Origin of the sequence: Petrimonas sp., from assembly GCF_963921705.1 — a bacterium.
GTDB lineage: Bacteria > Bacteroidota > Bacteroidia > Bacteroidales > Dysgonomonadaceae > Petrimonas > Petrimonas sulfuriphila.
This window is the reverse complement of the sequence record NZ_OY997410.1, coordinates 954,925-973,557: the sequence shown is the minus strand read 5'-3', so window position 1 is coordinate 973,557 and position 18,633 is coordinate 954,925. Positions and strand designations below refer to the sequence as shown.

The following is an 18,633-nucleotide window of genomic DNA, read 5'->3' as shown; positions in this document are numbered from 1 at the left end:
CTAGGCCAGTACAAAATCCAGTTGTTTCCTTTCCAGGTTGGCTTTTGCAACCTGTATGGAAACCGGTTGTCCGAGGCGGTATTCACGTTTAGTGCGACGGCCGACCAGGCGGTAATTCTTCTCGTCCAGTTCGTAAAAATCATCGTCCAGTTCACGGATAGGGATCATACCCTCGCATTTGTTTTCGTTAATTTCCACGTAAATACCCCATTCCGTAATCCCGGAAACAACACCGTCGTACACTTTCCCGATTTTGTCAGCCATAAATTCCACCTGTTTGTACTTGATGGAGTCGCGCTCGGCATTGGCTGCCACCTGTTCCATATCGGAAGAGTGCTTGCATTCCATCTCCAGCTCTGTTTGATCAACGGATCGGCCACCGTCCAGGTAACGTTCAAGCAACCGGTGGACCATCATGTCGGGATAACGCCGGATGGGAGATGTGAAGTGTGTGTAATAGTCAAACGCAAGCCCGTAATGCCCCACGTTTTTGGTAGAATAAACCGCTTTGGACATGGTGCGGATGGCAATGGTCTCCACCAGGTTTTCTTCGGGACGGCCCTGGACCTTATCCAACAATGAGTTGATGCTCTTTGCCACCTCTACTTTGTTCCCTTCGGTTTTTATTTTATGGCCGAAACGAAGGATAAAGGCATTCAGGGTGTCCAGTTTTTCGGAATCAGGTATATCGTGAATGCGATAAACAAATGCCTTAGCATGTTTACCTTTCGGAACCTTTCCGATAAATTCGGCCACCGTCCTGTTGGCCAAAAGCATGAATTCTTCGATGAGGTGGTTTGCTTCCTTCGATTCTTTAAAATAAACTCCAAGCGGCTTGCCTTTCTCATCGAGGTTGAATTTCACTTCGTAGCGCTCAAAGTTGATGGCTCCGTTTGCAAAACGCTTTTCACGTAATTTCTGTGCCAGGCTGTTCATGACCAGAATCTCGGATGAAAAATCACCTTTCCCGGTTTCTATCACGGTTTGTGCCTCCTCATACGTGAGCCGGCTGTCGGAATTTATGACGGTGCGGACAATGCGTGATTTTTTAATCTCCGCATACTCATTAAGTTCAAAAATAACCGAAAAACAAAGTTTGTCTTCCTTCGGACGAAGGGAACACAACCCATTGCTCAACCTTTCAGGCAGCATAGGGATAGTCCTGTCGACCAGGTAGATGGATGTTGCCCTGTTTTCCGCTTCTTTATCGATAATGTCGCCCTGTCTCACGTAATGGGTTACATCGGCAATGTGCACACCCACTTCCCACAGTGTGGGAGAAATTTTACGTAGCGACAAAGCGTCATCGAAATCTTTGGCGTCTTTCGGGTCGATGGTTATGGTAAACACATCGCGGAAATCTTCCCGCAGGGCAATCTCCTTCTCGTCGATTTTTTCAGGAATCAGTTCCGCCGCTTTTTCCACATCCCCGGGATACCTGTACGGTAATCCGTATTGTGCCAGGATAGCGTGCATCTCGGTAGTATTGTCTCCCGGCTTGCCCAATACATCAATCACCTTCCCGACCGGATTATTGGCTTTTTCGGGCCATTCCACAATTTCCACCAGTACTTTATCTCCGTTCCCGGCCCCGTTAAGCTCGTCCGTCGGAATAAATATATCGTTGGCTAGAAACTTGCTGTCCATTACCAGGAAAGCAAAATATTTCTGCACTTCCAGTACTCCTACAAACCGGGTTTGTGCACGCTCCAGAATCTCAACGACCGCCCCTTCGGTGTCGGCCCGTTTCCTTTTTGCCAGCAGTTGGACACGTACCCGATCTCCGTTCATCGCATGTTTGCTGTTCCGTTCGGGAATATAGATAATGTTGGCATCGTCATCGGGCACAAAGAAGTTTTTACCGTTGCTTCTTCTTTCAAAGCGTCCCTCGAGGATCAATCCGCGGTTATTTAACCTGTATCTCCCACGAGAAGTCTCCAGCAACACATCGTAATCGCGAAGCCGGTCAAGCGCTTTTACCAATACACGGCGGCCTTCTTCTCCCCGGATATTTAATGCAGCAGCTATCTGCTTATAATTAAACTGCTTGTCTTTATTTTCGGTCAGAAAATCGACAACGAGCTGTTCCAGCTCTTTCTTTTTCGGTTTTGATACAGTCTCTGCAACTGATGTTCTTTTACTCATATAATCTGTTTCGTTTACAATATTAAACAACGAAATCCTGTTTTAGTTAGAAGCGGTTTCCAATTTTTCAGGTTTTGTAAAACGCCGAACGGCTTCTTAGTACAAAGTAACAAAAAAAATTCGTTTTTCGGATATTTAACTTCAACGGACAGGACTTTTATCGGACATCTTTAGGGAATATTGTTTTTAAAATGCGTGGTTATGATTAAATTTGTGATTGAATTTTGGAAGGAATGGAACAAAAAAAAATCCTTATCACCGGAGCTAGCGGTTTTATTGGCAGCGCAGCCATTGACAAAGCATTGGAGTTGGGTTACGAAACCTGGGCAGGAATCCGTGCAAGCAGTAACAAAGTTTACTTGCAGGATGAACGGATAAAGTTTATTGATTTAAACTACGGTGATAAGAAAAAACTAAAAGAGCAGCTTCAGGATTTCACCGATAAAAACGGACGGTTCGATTACATCGTACACAGCGCCGGAATTACCAAGGCTCTTCACAAAGCGGAATTCGACAGGGTAAATTACGAACAAGTACGGAACTTTGTAGACGCACTTGTCGAAACCGATGCCGTCCCCGATTTATTCGTTTTTATGAGCACACTGGGAGCCGTAGGTGCGGGCGACGAAATAAAATACACCCCTTTGTCGTGCGACTGTACTCCTAATCCAAATACGGCTTACGGCAAAAGTAAGCTGAAAGCCGAAAATTACCTGAAAAAGCTACCCGGTTTCCCGTATGTTATTCTTCGCCCTACGGGAGTATATGGGCCGCGCGACAAAGATTACCTGATCTTGATGCGTGCCGTAAAAAACGGAATAAATGTTGGTGCCGGATTCCGGAAACAGATCCTCACATTTATCTATGTCGGTGACCTGGTAAGGGTCATTTTCAACTGTATTGAAAAGAACACTCACCGGAAGGAATATTTCGTGGCCGATGGGGATGTTTATACCGATTCGGAGTTCAATACCATTGTACAACAAGCGCTGCAGAAAAAGCGCGTTTTCAGGGTTAACGTTCCTCTGTGGTTGGTGAAGCCGGCAGCATTCATCAGCGAAAGAATTTCCGGCCTGCTGGGTAAAGCGACTGCCTTCAATACCGACAAATACAAGATCATGAAGCAACGGAACTGGTCGTGCGACACCACTCCGCTACAACACGACCTCGACTTCCGACCCGGCTACCGGTTAAAAGAGGGGGTTGAGGCCACCGTAAAGTGGTATCGGGAAAGAGGATGGTTGTAAGCTCGCGGCTTGGTAACCGAAACGACATCGTACGTACAATTTAAGAACAAATAACGCAAAACAGATTCACAATCAGTTCTATTTTTGTATTTTTGCGTTTTAACAATTAAACAGATGAAAATAGCATTAATCGGTTACGGCAAGATGGGGCACGAAATTGAAAAAATCGCCCTGCAACGCGGGCACGAAATCGTTTGCACCATCGACCTCAACGAAACCGGTAAATTTGATTCTCCCGAGTTCAGGAGCGCCGAGGCCGCCATTGAGTTCACCTCTCCCGAAAGTGCTCTGCAAAATTACCGCAGGGCTTTTGCAGCAAACGTTCCCGTGGTATCCGGAACCACCGGGTGGCTGGAACACCTGAACGAAATAAAAGCGGCTTGTGAAAACGAGGGGCAAACCTTCTTTTATGCTTCCAACTTCAGCTTGGGTGTAAACATCTTTTATGCACTCAGCAATTACCTGGCAAAGGTAATGAGCCAATTTTCCGATTACGACGTGCGGATGGAAGAAACACACCACATCCATAAGCTGGATGCACCCAGCGGAACAGCCATCACGTTGGCAGAAGGTATTTTGGAAAACCTGGGACGGAAAGAAACATGGTCACTCAACAAAGCCGGCAATAAAAATGAACTGGAAATCAAGTCATTTCGTGAAGGGGAAGTTCCCGGTATTCATACCGTCGTATACGAATCGGAAGCCGACAGCATACGTATCACCCACGATGCCAAGAGCCGGAAGGGTTTTGCCCTCGGTGCAGTCTTAGCTGCCGAATTCACGAAAGGGAAAAAAGGTTTTCTGGGAATGAAAGACATGCTGAACCTACATCCCTGATTGCTTCAAAAGAAGCATAAACAGCATCAACCGATTGAAACAATTGCAAAAAATACAAAAAAGATGAATAAAACCGCCGACAACACCAATGCCTCTTCCCACAAGTCCCTTTCGGGAAATTTGAAGGTGCGCATTTCCTCTGCCCAACAGCATCAATGGATGTGGTTTGGCGTATGGACACTTTCCACAGTCCTCTTCGCCGTTTGGGCAAGGAGCCCGTGGATCTTGTTCTTCATCCTGCTTTTTTTCGATGTATACATCACGAAGTTTGTACCGTGGTCGTGGTGGAAAAAAAGCGAAAATAAGGCCATCCGCAAAACCATGGAATGGGTGGATGCCATCTTGTTTGCGTTGATAGCTGTATATTTTATCAACACTTTTTTCTTCCAGAACTACCAGATCCCCACTTCATCACTGGAAAAATCTTTGCTGGTCGGCGATTTTCTGGCGGTCAGCAAGGTCAGCTACGGGCCCCGCGCACCCATCACTCCCCTGTCGTTTCCGCTGGCACAGCACACCATGCCGGTAATCGGCGGAAAGTCATACATCGATAAGCCGCAGTGGAAATACCGCAGGCTGAAGGGACTCGGAGAAGTAAAGCGCAACGATATTGTCGTTTTTAATTTCCCCGCCGGGGATACGGTTGCTTTAAACCAGCAGGGTGTTGATTTTTATACCCTCTCCAGGTACAACACCAACGGAAGCGCCGGAATACGTTCCGACCAAAGGACCTACGGCGAAGTGGTTTTTCGCCCGGTAGACCGGCGCGAAAATTACGTAAAGCGCTGTATCGGACTTCCCGGGGAAACCATCGAATTGCGCGACGACAGTGTTTACATCGATGGGGAACTCATCCCGAGCCCTAAATTATCGCAGTTGACCTACATGATCCATACGGACGGAACAGTTATATCGGAACACATTTTCCAGGAACTGGGTATCAACAAGGACGACTACATGATGCCGAACAGCTACGGGCAGGTCTCCTTGAAAATGCAGGATTTAACGGGTATAGACAGCCTGACCATGGCCCATTCCGGATTGAAACAACAAAACGGAAACAACGGAAAGATCTATTACAATATCCCGTTAACCGGAGCGATGGCCGCTAAGCTGAAGGAAAAACCTTTCGTGTGGGAGGTGGTAAAAGACGTGGAGCAGCCTGGTTCGAGCTATTATTATCCCTTAGGCTATACGACCAACTGGACCCGCGCCGACTTCGGGCCGCTCTGGATTCCGGAGAAAGGTGCCACCCTCACGTTCGACACTGATGTGGCCTTTAAAGCGGCAGCCTACGAACGTTGTATAAAGAATTACGAAGGGAACGATTTTGCCTTTCGCGACGGAAAAGTATACATAAACGGGGAGCCGGCAGACTCGTATACCTTTAAGATGGATTACTACTTCATGATGGGGGATAACCGCCACAACTCGGCCGACTCACGCGTGTGGGGATTTGTTCCCGAAGACCATATCGTGGGACAACCGATGCTGATATGGCTTTCCCTGGAAAAAGACAACGGCTGGCTTAACGGAAAAATCCGGTGGAACAGGTTATTTCGAAGTGCAAAAAAATAACCGGGAGGGTGTTGCTTTCTTCCTTCTACCTGGCGCCCGTCGAATACTATTCGGTATTTTTTCGCGCCTCCAGCACCGTTATAGAGGTTCACGAAAACTACCAGAAACAATCTTACCGAAACCGGTGTAACATTGTTGGGGCCAACGGATCGATGGCATTGAGCATTCCTGTCGAAAAACCTTCTGCAGTAAAATGCCGGATGAAGGATGTCCGCATTGCAGACCACGGAAACTGGCGGCACCTGCATTGGAACGCCATTGTATCGGCATACAGCTCCACACCTTTTTTTGAGTATTATGCAGACGAACTACAGCCGTTCTACGAAAAGAGGATCCCTTTTCTCGTCGATTTTAACCTTCAGCTTCACGAACTCATCTGCGGATGGCTGCGGATAGAGCAGCCAACTAATCTATCTCCGGAATACGTTGCTGAAATACCTGAAGGGATAGCGGACCATAGAGAAGCAATTCATCCCAAACGACCCTCCGGCTTCATGACCAGGCCATACTACCAGGTTTTCCAGGATAAACTGGGGTTCATCCAGAATGCAAGTATCATCGATTTGGTGTTCAATATGGGCAACGAAGCGAGGTTGTGGCTGTGAATCATACCCGGGTCTTATTTTTTTCTTACCTTTGTAGCCTCAACATCAAAATTATGAGCAGAAAAACAAGAGTCCGCTTCGCCCCCAGTCCTACCGGGCCGCTTCATATCGGCGGAGTTCGCACGGCATTATACAACTACCTGTTTTCCAAACAACAAAACGGAGACTTCATCCTTCGGATTGAAGACACCGACTCCACCCGGTTTGTTCCCGGAGCAGAAGCATACATTCAGGAAGCTTTCGACTGGTTGGGACTGCCCTACGACGAAAGTCCCGCAAAAGGAGGGAAATTCGGGCCCTACCGACAGTCGGAACGAAAAGACATTTACAAAAAATACGTCCACAAACTGTTGGACGAAGGCAAGGCGTACATCGCCTTTGATACCCCCCAGGAGCTGGAAGCCAAACGCAACGAAATCCCGAACTTTCAATACGATGCCACCACCCGGCTTCAGATGCGGAATTCACTGACGTTACCCACCGAAGAGGTGAAAAAGCTGATCGACAACGGTACGCAATACGTGGTACGCATAAAGATTGAGCCCCGTATCGATATCACCGTAAACGATTTAATTCGTGGAGAAGTGGTAATCAACTCCTCAGTGCTCGATGACAAGGTCATTTACAAATCGGCCGACGAACTGCCGACGTACCACCTTGCCAACGTGGTGGACGACCACCTGATGGAGATCACGCACGTTATTCGCGGTGAAGAATGGTTGCCGTCGGCTCCCCTTCACGTGTGGTTATACAGAAGTTTCGGATGGGAAGATACTATGCCCGAGTTCGCCCACCTGCCGCTCCTGCTCAAACCCGAAGGCAACGGAAAGCTGAGCAAGCGCGACGGGGACCGCCTCGGATTTCCCGTTTTTCCGCTGGAATGGAAAGACCGCCAATCAGGGGAAACATCATCGGGATACCGCGAAAGCGGGTACTTGCCTCAGGCCGTTATCAACTTTTTGGCTTTGCTGGGATGGAATCCGGGAACAGAGCAGGAGATTTTCTCTCTCGATGAGCTGGTTACGGCCTTTTCGTTCGAACGATGCAGCAAGAGCGGTGCAAAGTTTGATTTCGAAAAAGCCAAGTGGTTCAACCACAAATATATTCAGGGAACACCCAATGAACTGTTGGCGGAGATGATCCAACCTGTTTTGGCAGAAAAAAACATTCCCTGCGACAAGAACTATGCCGCCAACGTTATCGGATTGGTGAAAGAACGGGTGAATTTCGTGAAAGAATTGTGGGATCAGGCCTCGTTTTTCTTCATTGCGCCGGCTTCATACGACGAAAAAACGGTAAAAAAACGCTGGAAAAAGGAAAGTTCCGCACAACTGTCCGAACTTATTAACGTGTTGCAAAGCATCGATGACTTCTCTTCCGAAAATCAGGAGATCCGGGTTAAGCAGTGGATTGAAGAGAAAAACTATCCCATCGGAAACATTATGAATGCTTTCCGTCTGGCTGTAGTAGGCGAGAGCAAGGGCCCTCACATGTTCGACATTACTTCGCTTCTGGGCAAGCAGGAAACCATAGGCCGGTTAACGACAGCCATAACAAACATTCCTGCTCCGGAGAATACATAAACCCAATATTTGTACAACCAAAAACTATTCGAAGTTATGAACCTGAAGTCAAAAAGAAAATTCAGACTAAGAACCCGTTTTTTTGTTCCTGCTGTTTTCATCCTGGCAATTGCTCTGGTTACACTGCTGTTTCCCCGCCAGGGAGATTTCAAGTACTCCTTCAGCGAAGGAAGACCCTGGCAATACGGGCTTTTGACTGCTCCGTTCGATTTCCCCATTTACAAACCTGCCGATCAACTGAAAGCAGAACGAGACAGCATCCTGCGCTTTTACGAACCCTACTATACCATCGATGAAAGTGTTGAGAAGAACGCAATGGCTGAATTCGATGCCGATGTTAACCTGAACACGAAGCTCAGCAGCCTGTCTCCTGATTATATCCTTTACCTGAGGAACAGTTTGCAGAAAATATACCGGTCGGGAATCATGCGTTCAGAGGATTACGACAAGGTTTTCAGTTCCGAAACTCAATCCATGCGGTTACGAAAAGGAAACCTGGCTGAATCAAAAAGTGTGGAAACATTTAGCACCATTAAATCGGCATACGAACAACTCCTCAATAATACGCCGAAAAGCATGGATGCCGAATTAATACGTTTGGCAGATGTAAATAAATATATCCGCGAAAATATCGTGTACGATGCTTCTACATCCGAAAAGGCCAGGGAGGAATTTATCCAGCAGGTTTCTCCCTCCACAGGGATGGTGCAAACGGGACAACGTATTATTGACCAAGGGGAAATAGTCAGCTCCCAAACCTACAAGGTATTGAACTCACTAAAACGGGTCACCGAAGAGCGAAGCGGGAGAACCGGTAAAAACGGATGGATGATTTTCGGTCAACTCTTGCTGGTAGTTCTTCTGTTTGGGGCATTTTATGCATACCTGCTTTTCTTCCGGCCGCATGAATACCGAAACAGGAAGCACGTCACGTTCATGGTGTTGCTGGTGACCTCCTTTGTAGCACTGACAGCAATCACCAGTCAGCTTGACCTTTTCAACGTGTACATTATCCCGTATGCCATAGTCACTATTCTGATACGAACATTTATTGACTCCCGTACGGCATTGTTTGCCAGTTTGATTACCATTATCCTAAGCTCGCTGATGGTCCCCTTTCCGTTTGAATTTATCGTCATACAGATTGCCGTTGCGATGGTGTCGGTATTTATGCTGAAAGAGCTCTCGGAACGTTACCAGTTAATACGCAGTTCCTTCTTTATCCTGATCGCCTACAGCTTGATGTATATAGGCCTGGTCATGCATCAGGAAGGGAACATCAACAAAATTGACCCGATCATATTTATCTATTTTTTCATCAATTTCATTTTTATATTGTTCTCCTATTCGCTGGTATACCTCATCGAGAAATCCTTCGGATTCATATCGGGGGTAAGCCTGATTGAATTATCGAACATCAACAAACCGTTATTGAAGGAGTTGTCCGAAAAAGCACCAGGAACCTTCCAGCATTCATTACAGGTCTCAAACCTGGGTATGGCCGCTGCAGTAAAAATCGGGGCCAATGCTTCTCTAATAAGGACGGGAGCATTGTATCACGATATCGGAAAAATGGTAAATCCTGCTTTTTTTACCGAAAATCAATCGCCGGGGATGAATCCGCACGCGGGACTCCCTTTCGAGGAAAGTGCGCGCATCATCATCAATCACGTGAGAGACGGAGTGAAAATAGCGCAAAAAAACAACTTGCCGAAGCAGATAACCGATTTTATTGAAACGCACCACGGAACCAGTATGCCGAAATACTTCTACATCTCCTGGAAAAACGCTAACCCCGGGAAAGAGATAAACGAAGACCTGTTCCGCTATCCCGGGCCCAATCCTTTCTCAAAAGAGACGGCCATCATGATGATGGCCGATGCGGTGGAAGCTGCTTCAAGAAGCTTGCCGGAATACAACGAAGACAGCATCCGGAATCTGGTGGAATCGCTGATCGATTCACAGGTGACAGAAGGGTACTTCAAGCTGGCCCCCATCACTTTCCGTGACATTGCGGCCATAAAAGAAGTTTTTCTTCAAAAGCTCCAGACCATCTACCACACACGGATTGCCTATCCAAAGCTGGACAAGCCCCAGACTCAACCAGAATCAGTATAAAGGTTTTTATTCCCATTCAATGGTTGCCGGCGGTTTCGATGAGATATCGTATACCACGCGGTTTACCCCTTTGACCTTGTTGATAATCTCGCTCGACACTTTTGCCAGAAACTCGTAAGGCAGATGTGCCCAATCCGCTGTCATGGCGTCAGTGGAAGTTACAGCACGCAAAGCAATGGTATTTTCGTAAGTGCGTTCGTCACCCATTACGCCCACCGATTGTACCGGTAAAAGGATTGCGCCTGCCTGCCAAACCTTGTCGTACAACCCTGCTGCACGGAGGTTCGAAACAAAAATGTCATCGGCGTCCTGTGCTATGCGTACTTTTTCCGGCGTGATGTCGCCCAGGATCCGGATACCCAGTCCCGGACCGGGGAAAGGATGGCGATAAATAAGATGCGGTTTCATTCCAAGTTCCAGACCGATTTTCCGCACTTCGTCCTTAAAAAGTAATTTCAACGGCTCGCACAGTTTCAGGTTCATTTTCTCGGGAAGCCCACCTACGTTGTGATGGCTTTTGATAACGGTTCCCGTAATGGAAAGCGACTCGATGATATCGGGATAAATGGTCCCCTGCGCCAACCACTTTATGGCGGTAAGTTTATGCGCTTCTTCGTCGAAGACATCTATAAATCCCTTGCCGATGATTTTACGTTTGCGCTCGGGGTCAGTTACTCCGGCAAGTTCCTTGTAAAAGCGTTCTCGGGCATCTACACCGATGACGTTCAGTCCGAGATGTTCGTAATTTTCGAGAACGGTTTCAAACTCATTTTTACGCAGCAATCCATGATTTACGAAAATACAGGTCAGGTTCTTTCCAATGGCTTTGTTCAGTAAAACGGCTACAACGGAAGAATCCACACCTCCGGAAAGGGCCAAAATCACCTTATCGTCTCCCAGTGTTTCTTTCAGATCAGCTACTGTCGCCTCAATGAACGATGCAGGCGTCCAGTCTTTCCGGCATCCGCAGATCGCCAGAAAATTATCCAGTAGCTTGTTACCTTGTTCCGTATGGAAGACTTCCGGGTGAAACTGCACTCCCCATGTAGGCTCATCCTTCACTTTGTAGGCAGCGATTTCCACCTCTTCGGTGGAAGCAATAACCGAGAAATTATCGGGAATCCGCACGATCGTATCCCCGTGAGACATCCATACTTGCGATTGTTGCGGGAGGTTCCCCAAAAGCAGGTCACCTGTTTCTTTCACGCTCAGATGGGCCCTCCCGTATTCGCGCGAATCGCTCTTGTCGACCGTACCGCCCGATGATTGTGCTATCCACTGGGCACCGTAACAAATTCCCAGTACCGGATAATTACGCCGTATTTCATGGAGATCGGTTTTAAAAGCATTGTCGTCGTTGACCGAAAACGGGCTTCCGGAGAGAATTACTCCTTTTACCGATCTATCTCCGAAAGGGAATTTGTTGAAGGGTACTATTTCGCAATAAGTATTCAGCTCGCGTACACGGCGGCCGATGAGCTGAGTTGTCTGAGAACCGAAATCGAGAATGATTATTTTTTCGTGCATATATTTTTGAAGAAGTTAGAAATTAGAAGCCAGAAATTAGCATGAACACACAAGCAACAGCGGCGCGTTGTTTGTATTTTTTGCAGTGCAAAGATACGAAAAGTATGGAAAAAAATAGCATGACGTATGGTATAAGCATCGGATAGATAAATTAACAAAAGAAGATCATTTTACAAATTATTTTCCTATCTTTGAATCTTTGAAGATCATATTTCAGACTGATAATGAAAGTACACCACCAATTATTTGCATTCATTCTTTTAATCATTCCCGTTTTATCGATGGGCCAATCGGTTGATGATGCGAAAAAATGGTACCTGGAAGGGGACTTTACGCAAGCAAAACCTGTTTTTGAAGCTGAATACCGGGTTAATCCCAACAATGCCCAGCTTAATCTATGGCTTGGTGTAATATCGCTTGCTGAAAGCGATTATCAAAAAGCCCAGCAATACCTTGAGTTTGCTTCGCTAAAAAATATTCAGGAGTCGTACCTACAACTGGGACAGCTTTACACTAAAATGTACCGGTTTGCCGACGCTGAAAAGGAATTCACCCGATACGAAAAAGCCAACCGGAGAAATAAGCAAGCGCTTGCATTACTCAACCCTTACAAAGAATATGCCGATAAGCTGAAACGACTGATAAACCGCACTGAGGATGTTCAGATCATTGACAGCATAGTTGTCCCTAAATCCGATTTTCTCTCGGTTTATAAACTGAGTGCATCTGCCGGATCGCTGCAGCCGGTAAGTGGTTTTTTCCGGGATCAACCCAACAACAATCAGGTGCTTTTCCTCAACGAACGTCAGGATAAGATCTACTATCCGCAAGACGATTCGATTTCGGGAAGTAACCTCTATACCATGGAAAAACTACTGGACAGCTTCGGCAATGAGAAACGGTTATCGGAATCGATCAATCAAGAGGGGAATCAGGCTTACCCGTTTGTTATGCCCGATGGCCTTACCATTTATTTCTCCTCCACCGGGCACGGTTCATTGGGTGGGTATGATCTGTTTGTTACCCGATATAACCTGGCCACAAACTCGTACCTAACCCCTAATCAGCTGAACATGCCGTTTAACTCCCCCTTCAACGACTACATGATGGCTATCGATGAAGAAAAAGGTATCGGCTGGTTCGCCAGCGACCGGTTTCAACCGAAAGACTCCGTTTGTGTTTATACGTTTGTTCCCTCTCCTGAAGTTGTGCTGCTGGAGAATGAAGATGCGTCTTACCTGGCAAACCGGGCAAGGATATCCTCCATAAAGGAATCCTGGAAACCAGATATTGACTATTCAGCCTTGCTGCAACGTTCACACAAAACAACTGCTCCACAAAAGACTACGCAAAAAAAAGATTTTACGTTTGTTATTAACGACGAAAAAACCTACTATACGTTGACAGATTTTAAAAATGCAACGGCCAGGTCGCTCTTTTCTCAAGCCATCAACTTGAAGACCAGACTGAATCAACAGGAAAAGGACCTATCGGAAAAACGCCGGCAAATTGCAGGAAGTTCCAACTCATCTGCACTATCGGCGTCCATATTAAATCTTGAAAAGGAAACCGAAAATCTATTCAGAGAGATTGAATCGCTGGAATTACGGGCGCGCAATGAAGAGATCAGAAACAGTTTTTAATTCTTTACATCATGACTTTCAATGTAATCATTGTTGCCGTTTTAATCGTTCTGGGAATTTTACTACTTCTCATTGAGTTTTTTCTGTTACCGGGTATCAGTATTGCCGGAGTAGGCGGCGCTATTTTTATGGTAGGCGGCGTGATCTACTCCTACATCTACCTAGGTTCTACAGCCGGCAACATTACACTGGCCCTTTCGTTAATTTTGCTTGCACTGGCATTTGTGTGGCTGCTAAAATCCAAATCACTGCAAAAGATAGCGCTTACTGCCGACATTCGTGAAACGGTGGACAACAGCGACCTGAAAAGCCTTCAGCCTGGTGATACCGGAATAACGGTTTCCCGGTTGAATCCTATCGGAAAGGTGATGATAAACGAAGTAACTGTTGAAGGGAAATCCTTCGATGGGGAACTTATTGATGAAGATACAGAAATAGAAGTTGTACGGGTAGAATCGTATAATGTGACGGTTAAAAAGAGAGAACAAGAAGCAAAGATATAAGACAGAAGGCTCTCAGATACTCAAACAAGAACGTCGAACTTTAAATATTGAACTTTAAACACCAAATAAATTAAATTATGGAATTATCTTTTCCTCTGATTATTGGGATTGCATTAATTGTAATTTTCGTACTGATTTTTTTCCACTATGTGCCTTTCTTTTTGTGGATTAACGCTCTCTCGGCAAACGTCCGAATATCGCTTGTCCAGTTGTTCTTGATGCGTTTACGCCGGGTTCCGCCTCACACCATCGTCTACGCGATGATTGAAGCGCACAAGGCCGGATTGAAAAACGTTACCCGGGACAACCTGGAAGCGCATTACCTGGCCGGAGGGCACGTGGAACAAGTTGTCCATGCGCTTGTTTCGGCATCAAAAGCCAACATCGAACTGCCTTTTCAGATGGCCACAGCCATTGACCTCGCAGGCCGTGACGTACTGGAAGCCGTAAGGATGTCGGTAAACCCCAAGGTTATTGACACACCGCCGGTTTCGGCAGTAGCCATCGATGGTATTCAACTAATTGCCAAAGCGCGCGTTACGGTCCGGGCCAACATCAAGCAATTGGTGGGTGGTGCCGGTGAAGAGACCATCCTTGCCCGCGTTGGTGAAGGAATTGTATCCTCTATCGGTTCGGCAGCTTCGCACAAATCGGTGCTCGAAAACCCCGACTCCATTTCGAAACTTGTGTTAAGAAAAGGATTGGATGCCGGGACTGCATTCGAAATTCTCTCTATTGATATTGCTGATATCGATATAGGTAAAAATATCGGTGCCGTCCTGCAAATGGATCAGGCACAAGCCGACAAGAACATCGCCCAGGCCCGCGCCGAAGAGCGCCGCGCCATGGCTATCGCCCTTGAACAGGAGATGAAAGCCAAGGCCCAGGAAGCCCGTGCGAAGGTAATTGAAGCCGAAGCTGAAGTACCCAAGGCAATGGCCGAAGCGTTCCGCAGTGGCAATATGGGCATTATGGATTTCTACCGGATGAAGAACATCCAGTCGGATACCGATATGCGCGATGCGATTGCCAAGCCTCAAGGCGGAGCGAAAGAAGAAAGTTCGAAATAAATAGAGAACGAAAGTAAAGAAGTCTTAAACCATTACTTTTATGAGAATAATCCCTAATTCGGAATTTATTGTCAATCCCGATGGCAGTGTATTTCATCTTCACATCAGGCCCGAGCAACTGTCGGACAAGATCGTGATGATGGGTGACCCTGACCGCGTAACACTGACCGCTTCCTTTTTCGACAGTATCGAGTGCGATGTGCGCAGCAGGGAATTCCACACGGTTACAGGCATGTACAAGGGGAAACGTCTTACCGCACTCTCGCACGGCATCGGAACCGATAACATTGATATTGTTGTAACAGAGCTGGATGCTTTGGCCAATATCGATTTTCATACCCGAACGGTAAAACCGGAGTTTAGGCAATTGACCATGATCCGCGTGGGAACATCGGGCGGCATGCAACCGCACTGCCCTATCGGATCGTATGTGGTCTCCGAAAAATCGATCGGTTTTGACGGGTTGCTTCACTATTATGCCCATTCGCAGAATGTACGGGAAGAAGATTTTGAAGAAGCCTTTCAGAAACAGGTAAACTGGTCACCCTACCACTGTTCGCCCTATGTGGTGAGTGCCGACGAAGAGCTGGTGGAACGCATCGGATACGACATGATTCGCGGAGTAACCATTTCCGCCATCGGCTTCTATGGCCCACAAGGCAGACACGTGAGGCTGCCCCTTGCTGATCCTGAGTTGAATGCAAAAATCGAGTCGTTCCGTTACAGCCATTACTCCATCACCAATTACGAGATGGAAAGTTCGGCCATCGCAGGCTTGGGTAAAATGATGGGCCACAAATGCATGACCGTTTGCGCCATCATTGCCAACCGGGTAGCCCTGGAATCGAATGCTGACTACAAAGGATCGATCGAGGATCTAATAAAAGTTGTACTGGAAAGGATATAACTATCTACGATTGAACAAACCACCTATTTAATTAACAATCAACAATGAAAAAAATTTTATTATTGTCGTTGGTGTTGCTGGGGATAACAGCAACGGCGCAACAGAATCCACCTCAGCCTATCGATCCGAATGTTCGGAAAGGCATATTGGAAAACGGGTTAACTTACTACATCCGTCAGAATAAACTACCTGAAAACCGGGCCGATTTCTACATCGCTCAAAAAGTAGGGTCAATGCAGGAAGAAGACAATCAGTCGGGACTGGCGCATTTTCTGGAGCACATGGCATTTAACGGAACAAAAAATTATCCGGGCAAGGATATGCTCAATTACCTACAAGATAACGGAATTAAATTCGGAACAAACATCAACGCATATACCTCGCTTGATGAAACCGTCTATTTTTTGACCGACGTCCCCACCACCCATGAAAACCTGGTGGACTCGGTGCTTCTCGTCCTTCACGACTGGTCGAATGGCATTTTGCTGGAAGACGAAGAGTTGGAAAAAGAACGCGGTGTTATTCGTGAAGAATGGCGTACCGGCGGCGGGGCACAATTCCGGTTGTGGAAAAAGATGCTTCCCGTAATGTATAAAGACAGCAAATACGCCAATCGCTTGCCTATTGGGAGTATTGATGTTATCAACAACTTCAAGCCCGAAGAAATCCGCGCGTACTACAAAAAGTGGTACCGCCCCGATTTACAGGGAATCATCGTTGTGGGTGATTTCGACCTCGACAATATGGAAACCAAAGTAAAGGAACTTTTCAACAAGATACCGGCTCAGGAAAATCCCGCTACCCGCGAATATTTTCCTGTCCCCGATAACGATACGCCCATCGTTTCCATCGCCACCGACCCGGAAGCGACACGTACACAACTGATGGTTTTTTACAAACACGAACCCATACCCAACGAAATTAAACTGTCGCAGGCCGGCCTGGTTTTAAATTACATCAAATCGGCTGCAGCTACCATGATCAATGAGCGGTTCCAGGAGATGGTTCAAAAACCGAATGCTCCGTTTACCTCTGCTTATGCTTACGACGACGAATATTTTGTAGCCAAGACCAAAGATGCCTGGACGGTTGTTGGAGGCTCTGCGGATGACAAGATCAAAGACGCAATAGCCGCCATGATTCGCGAAACGGAACGTGTGAGACGCTTCGGTTTCACCGCTTCGGAATATGAACGTGCCCGTACCAATATCCTGAAACAATACGAAAACGGATATAACAACCGCGATAAAGAGAGGAACAGCCGCTATTCGCAAGAGTACGTAAGTAGCTTCATCAACAGCGAACCTATCCCCGGTATTGAGTACGAGTACAACATGATGAACATGATAGCTCCCAACATTCCGGTTGAGGCTATCAACCAAACTATCGCGCAGCTTATCGGCGATAAAAACATGGTCATCTCTGTATCAGGTCCTGAAAAGGAAGGGTTGGTTTATCCAACGGAGGACGAACTTGTTGCGGCAATCAACAACGTGAAGAGTGAAAAGATTGAAGCCTACGTAGAAGAAGTATCCAACGAACCGCTTATCGCGACGCCTCCCACACCCGGAAAGATCGCACTAGTGGAAAAAAATGAAGCGCTGGACGCAACGGTCTGGACGCTTCAGAATGGCATGAAAGTAATCCTGAAAACTACCGATTTTAAGGACGACCAGATTGTCATGACCGGATCCAGTACCGGCGGATATTCACAATATGCCGTACAGGATCCGATCAACGCAAGAATGATGAACAACATCATCACGTTGGGGGGGGTAGGTAATTTCAGTGCCACTCATCTGACAAAAGCGCTTGCCGGAAAAACGGCATCGGCCCGGCCAGGTGTTTCGCTTACCACACAAGATTTCAACGGTTCGTCTTCCATAAAGGATTTTGAGACCATGCTTCAACTGGTATATCTCTATTTCACAGCTCCCCGAAGCGACGACGATGCCTTCCAATCGTTTATTCAACGCATGGAAACACAGTTAAAAAATCAGGAAGCCGAACCGATGGTGGCCTTCAGTGATGCAGCGACGAAAGCTCTTTATGGCGACAATCCGCTGACAAAACGCACCAAAGTGGAGGACTTGGCAGGGATAGATTACAAACGCATCATGGAAATGTACAAACAACTGTTCCGTAATCCCGGCAGTTTTGTTTTCACGTTTGTCGGTAATATCGATGAGGTAAAGGTGAAACCTGTTATCGAGCAATACCTCGCTTCGCTTCCGGGAAAAGCCGTGAAAGGTGAATTTATCCATGTACCGATGGATTACCTGAAAGGAAAGTCGGAAAACATCTTCCAACGTGAAATGCAAAATCCCAAAGCATCGGTATTCATTGCTTCCACAGGAAACATGGAACGCAGCCAGAAGAATACCCTGCTGATGAGTATTTTTGACCAGATTCTTGACATCGTTTACACCGAAAAAATCCGTGAAGATGAAGGAGGAACTTATGGCGTTTATACACAAGGCGGCATTTCACGCTATCCGAAGGGTCAAAGTACATTGCAGATTGTTTACGATACGGACCCGACCAAAATGGAAAACCTGAATGCCATCATCCATCGCGAACTGAAATCAATAGCCGACAACGGTCCCCGCGCCGAGGATTTCAGCAAAGTGAAAGAATATATGTTGAAGCAGTACAACGAAAACCTGAAGGAAAACAGTTACTGGATGAACGTGCTCGACACCAACTATTTTTATGGAGAAGACAATCACTCCAATTATTTAACGATATTGAATTCCATTACAGCAAACGACGTGAAAAACTTTGTGAAAGAATTCCTGTCGCAAGGCAACGAGGCTGTCGTGGTGATGTTACCGAAGGAATAATCGGGACACGAAAGCTTTGAACTTTAT

At 46.6% G+C, this 18,633-nt stretch carries 13 protein-coding genes; 11 read left to right on the top strand and 2 right to left on the bottom strand.

Annotated features, from left to right (window positions below; genetic code table 11):
* On the bottom strand, window positions 1-2,145 hold the full coding sequence (gene rnr, locus AACM02_RS04050; protein WP_339116136.1) for a ribonuclease R: 2,145 nt from the start codon (window positions 2,143-2,145) through the stop codon (window positions 1-3).
* A 233-nt stretch (window positions 2,146-2,378) separates the two neighbouring features.
* Here rnr and AACM02_RS04045 point away from each other — a divergent pair, with 233 nt between their 5' ends.
* From AACM02_RS04045 to AACM02_RS04020, 6 genes are all read left to right on the top strand, one after another.
* Window positions 2,379-3,392: an NAD(P)-dependent oxidoreductase gene (locus tag AACM02_RS04045; RefSeq protein ID WP_339116135.1), complete on the top strand. Its 1,014-nt coding sequence runs from the start codon at window positions 2,379-2,381 to the stop codon at window positions 3,390-3,392.
* A gap of 114 nt (window positions 3,393-3,506) precedes the next feature.
* Complete coding sequence (gene dapB, locus AACM02_RS04040) at window positions 3,507-4,229, top strand: 4-hydroxy-tetrahydrodipicolinate reductase (protein ID WP_339116134.1); 723 nt, start codon at window positions 3,507-3,509, stop codon at window positions 4,227-4,229.
* Window positions 4,230-4,388: 159 nt separating this feature from the next.
* Window positions 4,389-5,807: a S26 family signal peptidase gene (locus tag AACM02_RS04035; protein ID WP_339117427.1), complete on the top strand. Its 1,419-nt coding sequence runs from the start codon at window positions 4,389-4,391 to the stop codon at window positions 5,805-5,807.
* Window positions 5,774-6,412, top strand: coding sequence for a WbqC family protein (locus AACM02_RS04030; protein ID WP_339116133.1), 639 nt, complete (start codon window positions 5,774-5,776; stop codon window positions 6,410-6,412). Before AACM02_RS04035 ends, AACM02_RS04030 begins: the two co-directional genes overlap by 34 nt.
* Window positions 6,413-6,462: 50 nt before the next feature.
* Window positions 6,463-7,995 carry a glutamate--tRNA ligase gene (gene gltX / locus AACM02_RS04025; RefSeq protein ID WP_339117426.1) on the top strand — a complete coding sequence of 511 codons (1,533 nt, stop codon included), beginning with the start codon at window positions 6,463-6,465 and terminating at the stop codon, window positions 7,993-7,995.
* Between the two features lie 36 nt (window positions 7,996-8,031).
* Window positions 8,032-10,113, top strand: a complete 2,082-nt coding sequence (locus tag AACM02_RS04020) for an HD family phosphohydrolase (RefSeq protein WP_339116132.1) — start codon at window positions 8,032-8,034, stop codon at window positions 10,111-10,113.
* Window positions 10,114-10,119: 6 nt separating this feature from the next.
* On the opposite strand, the gene guaA is transcribed toward AACM02_RS04020, so the two are convergent.
* Complete coding sequence (gene guaA, locus AACM02_RS04015) at window positions 10,120-11,640, bottom strand: glutamine-hydrolyzing GMP synthase (RefSeq protein ID WP_332457151.1); 1,521 nt, start codon at window positions 11,638-11,640, stop codon at window positions 10,120-10,122.
* Window positions 11,641-11,864: 224 nt separating this feature from the next.
* Between guaA and AACM02_RS04010 the strand changes: the two genes are divergently transcribed.
* The 5 genes from AACM02_RS04010 (at window position 11,865) to AACM02_RS03990 (ending at window position 18,606) form a co-directional block, all read left to right on the top strand.
* Complete coding sequence (locus tag AACM02_RS04010; RefSeq protein ID WP_339116131.1) at window positions 11,865-13,283, top strand: tetratricopeptide repeat protein; 1,419 nt, start codon at window positions 11,865-11,867, stop codon at window positions 13,281-13,283.
* Window positions 13,284-13,294: 11 nt separating this feature from the next.
* A complete protein-coding gene (locus AACM02_RS04005; RefSeq protein ID WP_214061949.1) occupies window positions 13,295-13,786 on the top strand; it encodes an NfeD family protein in 492 nt (163 codons plus the stop codon).
* Between the two features lie 77 nt (window positions 13,787-13,863).
* Entirely contained in the window at window positions 13,864-14,856 is a 993-nt protein-coding gene (gene floA / locus AACM02_RS04000; RefSeq protein WP_214061948.1) for a flotillin-like protein FloA, read from the top strand.
* Window positions 14,857-14,896: 40 nt separating this feature from the next.
* The gene (locus AACM02_RS03995) at window positions 14,897-15,763 is read left to right on the top strand and encodes a nucleoside phosphorylase (protein ID WP_339116130.1); all 867 of its coding nucleotides are present in this window, start codon (window positions 14,897-14,899) and stop codon (window positions 15,761-15,763) included.
* 44 nt (window positions 15,764-15,807) lie between these two features.
* On the top strand, window positions 15,808-18,606 hold the full coding sequence (locus AACM02_RS03990; RefSeq protein WP_339116129.1) for an insulinase family protein: 2,799 nt from the start codon (window positions 15,808-15,810) through the stop codon (window positions 18,604-18,606).
* The last annotated feature ends 27 nt before the right edge of the window (window positions 18,607-18,633 follow it).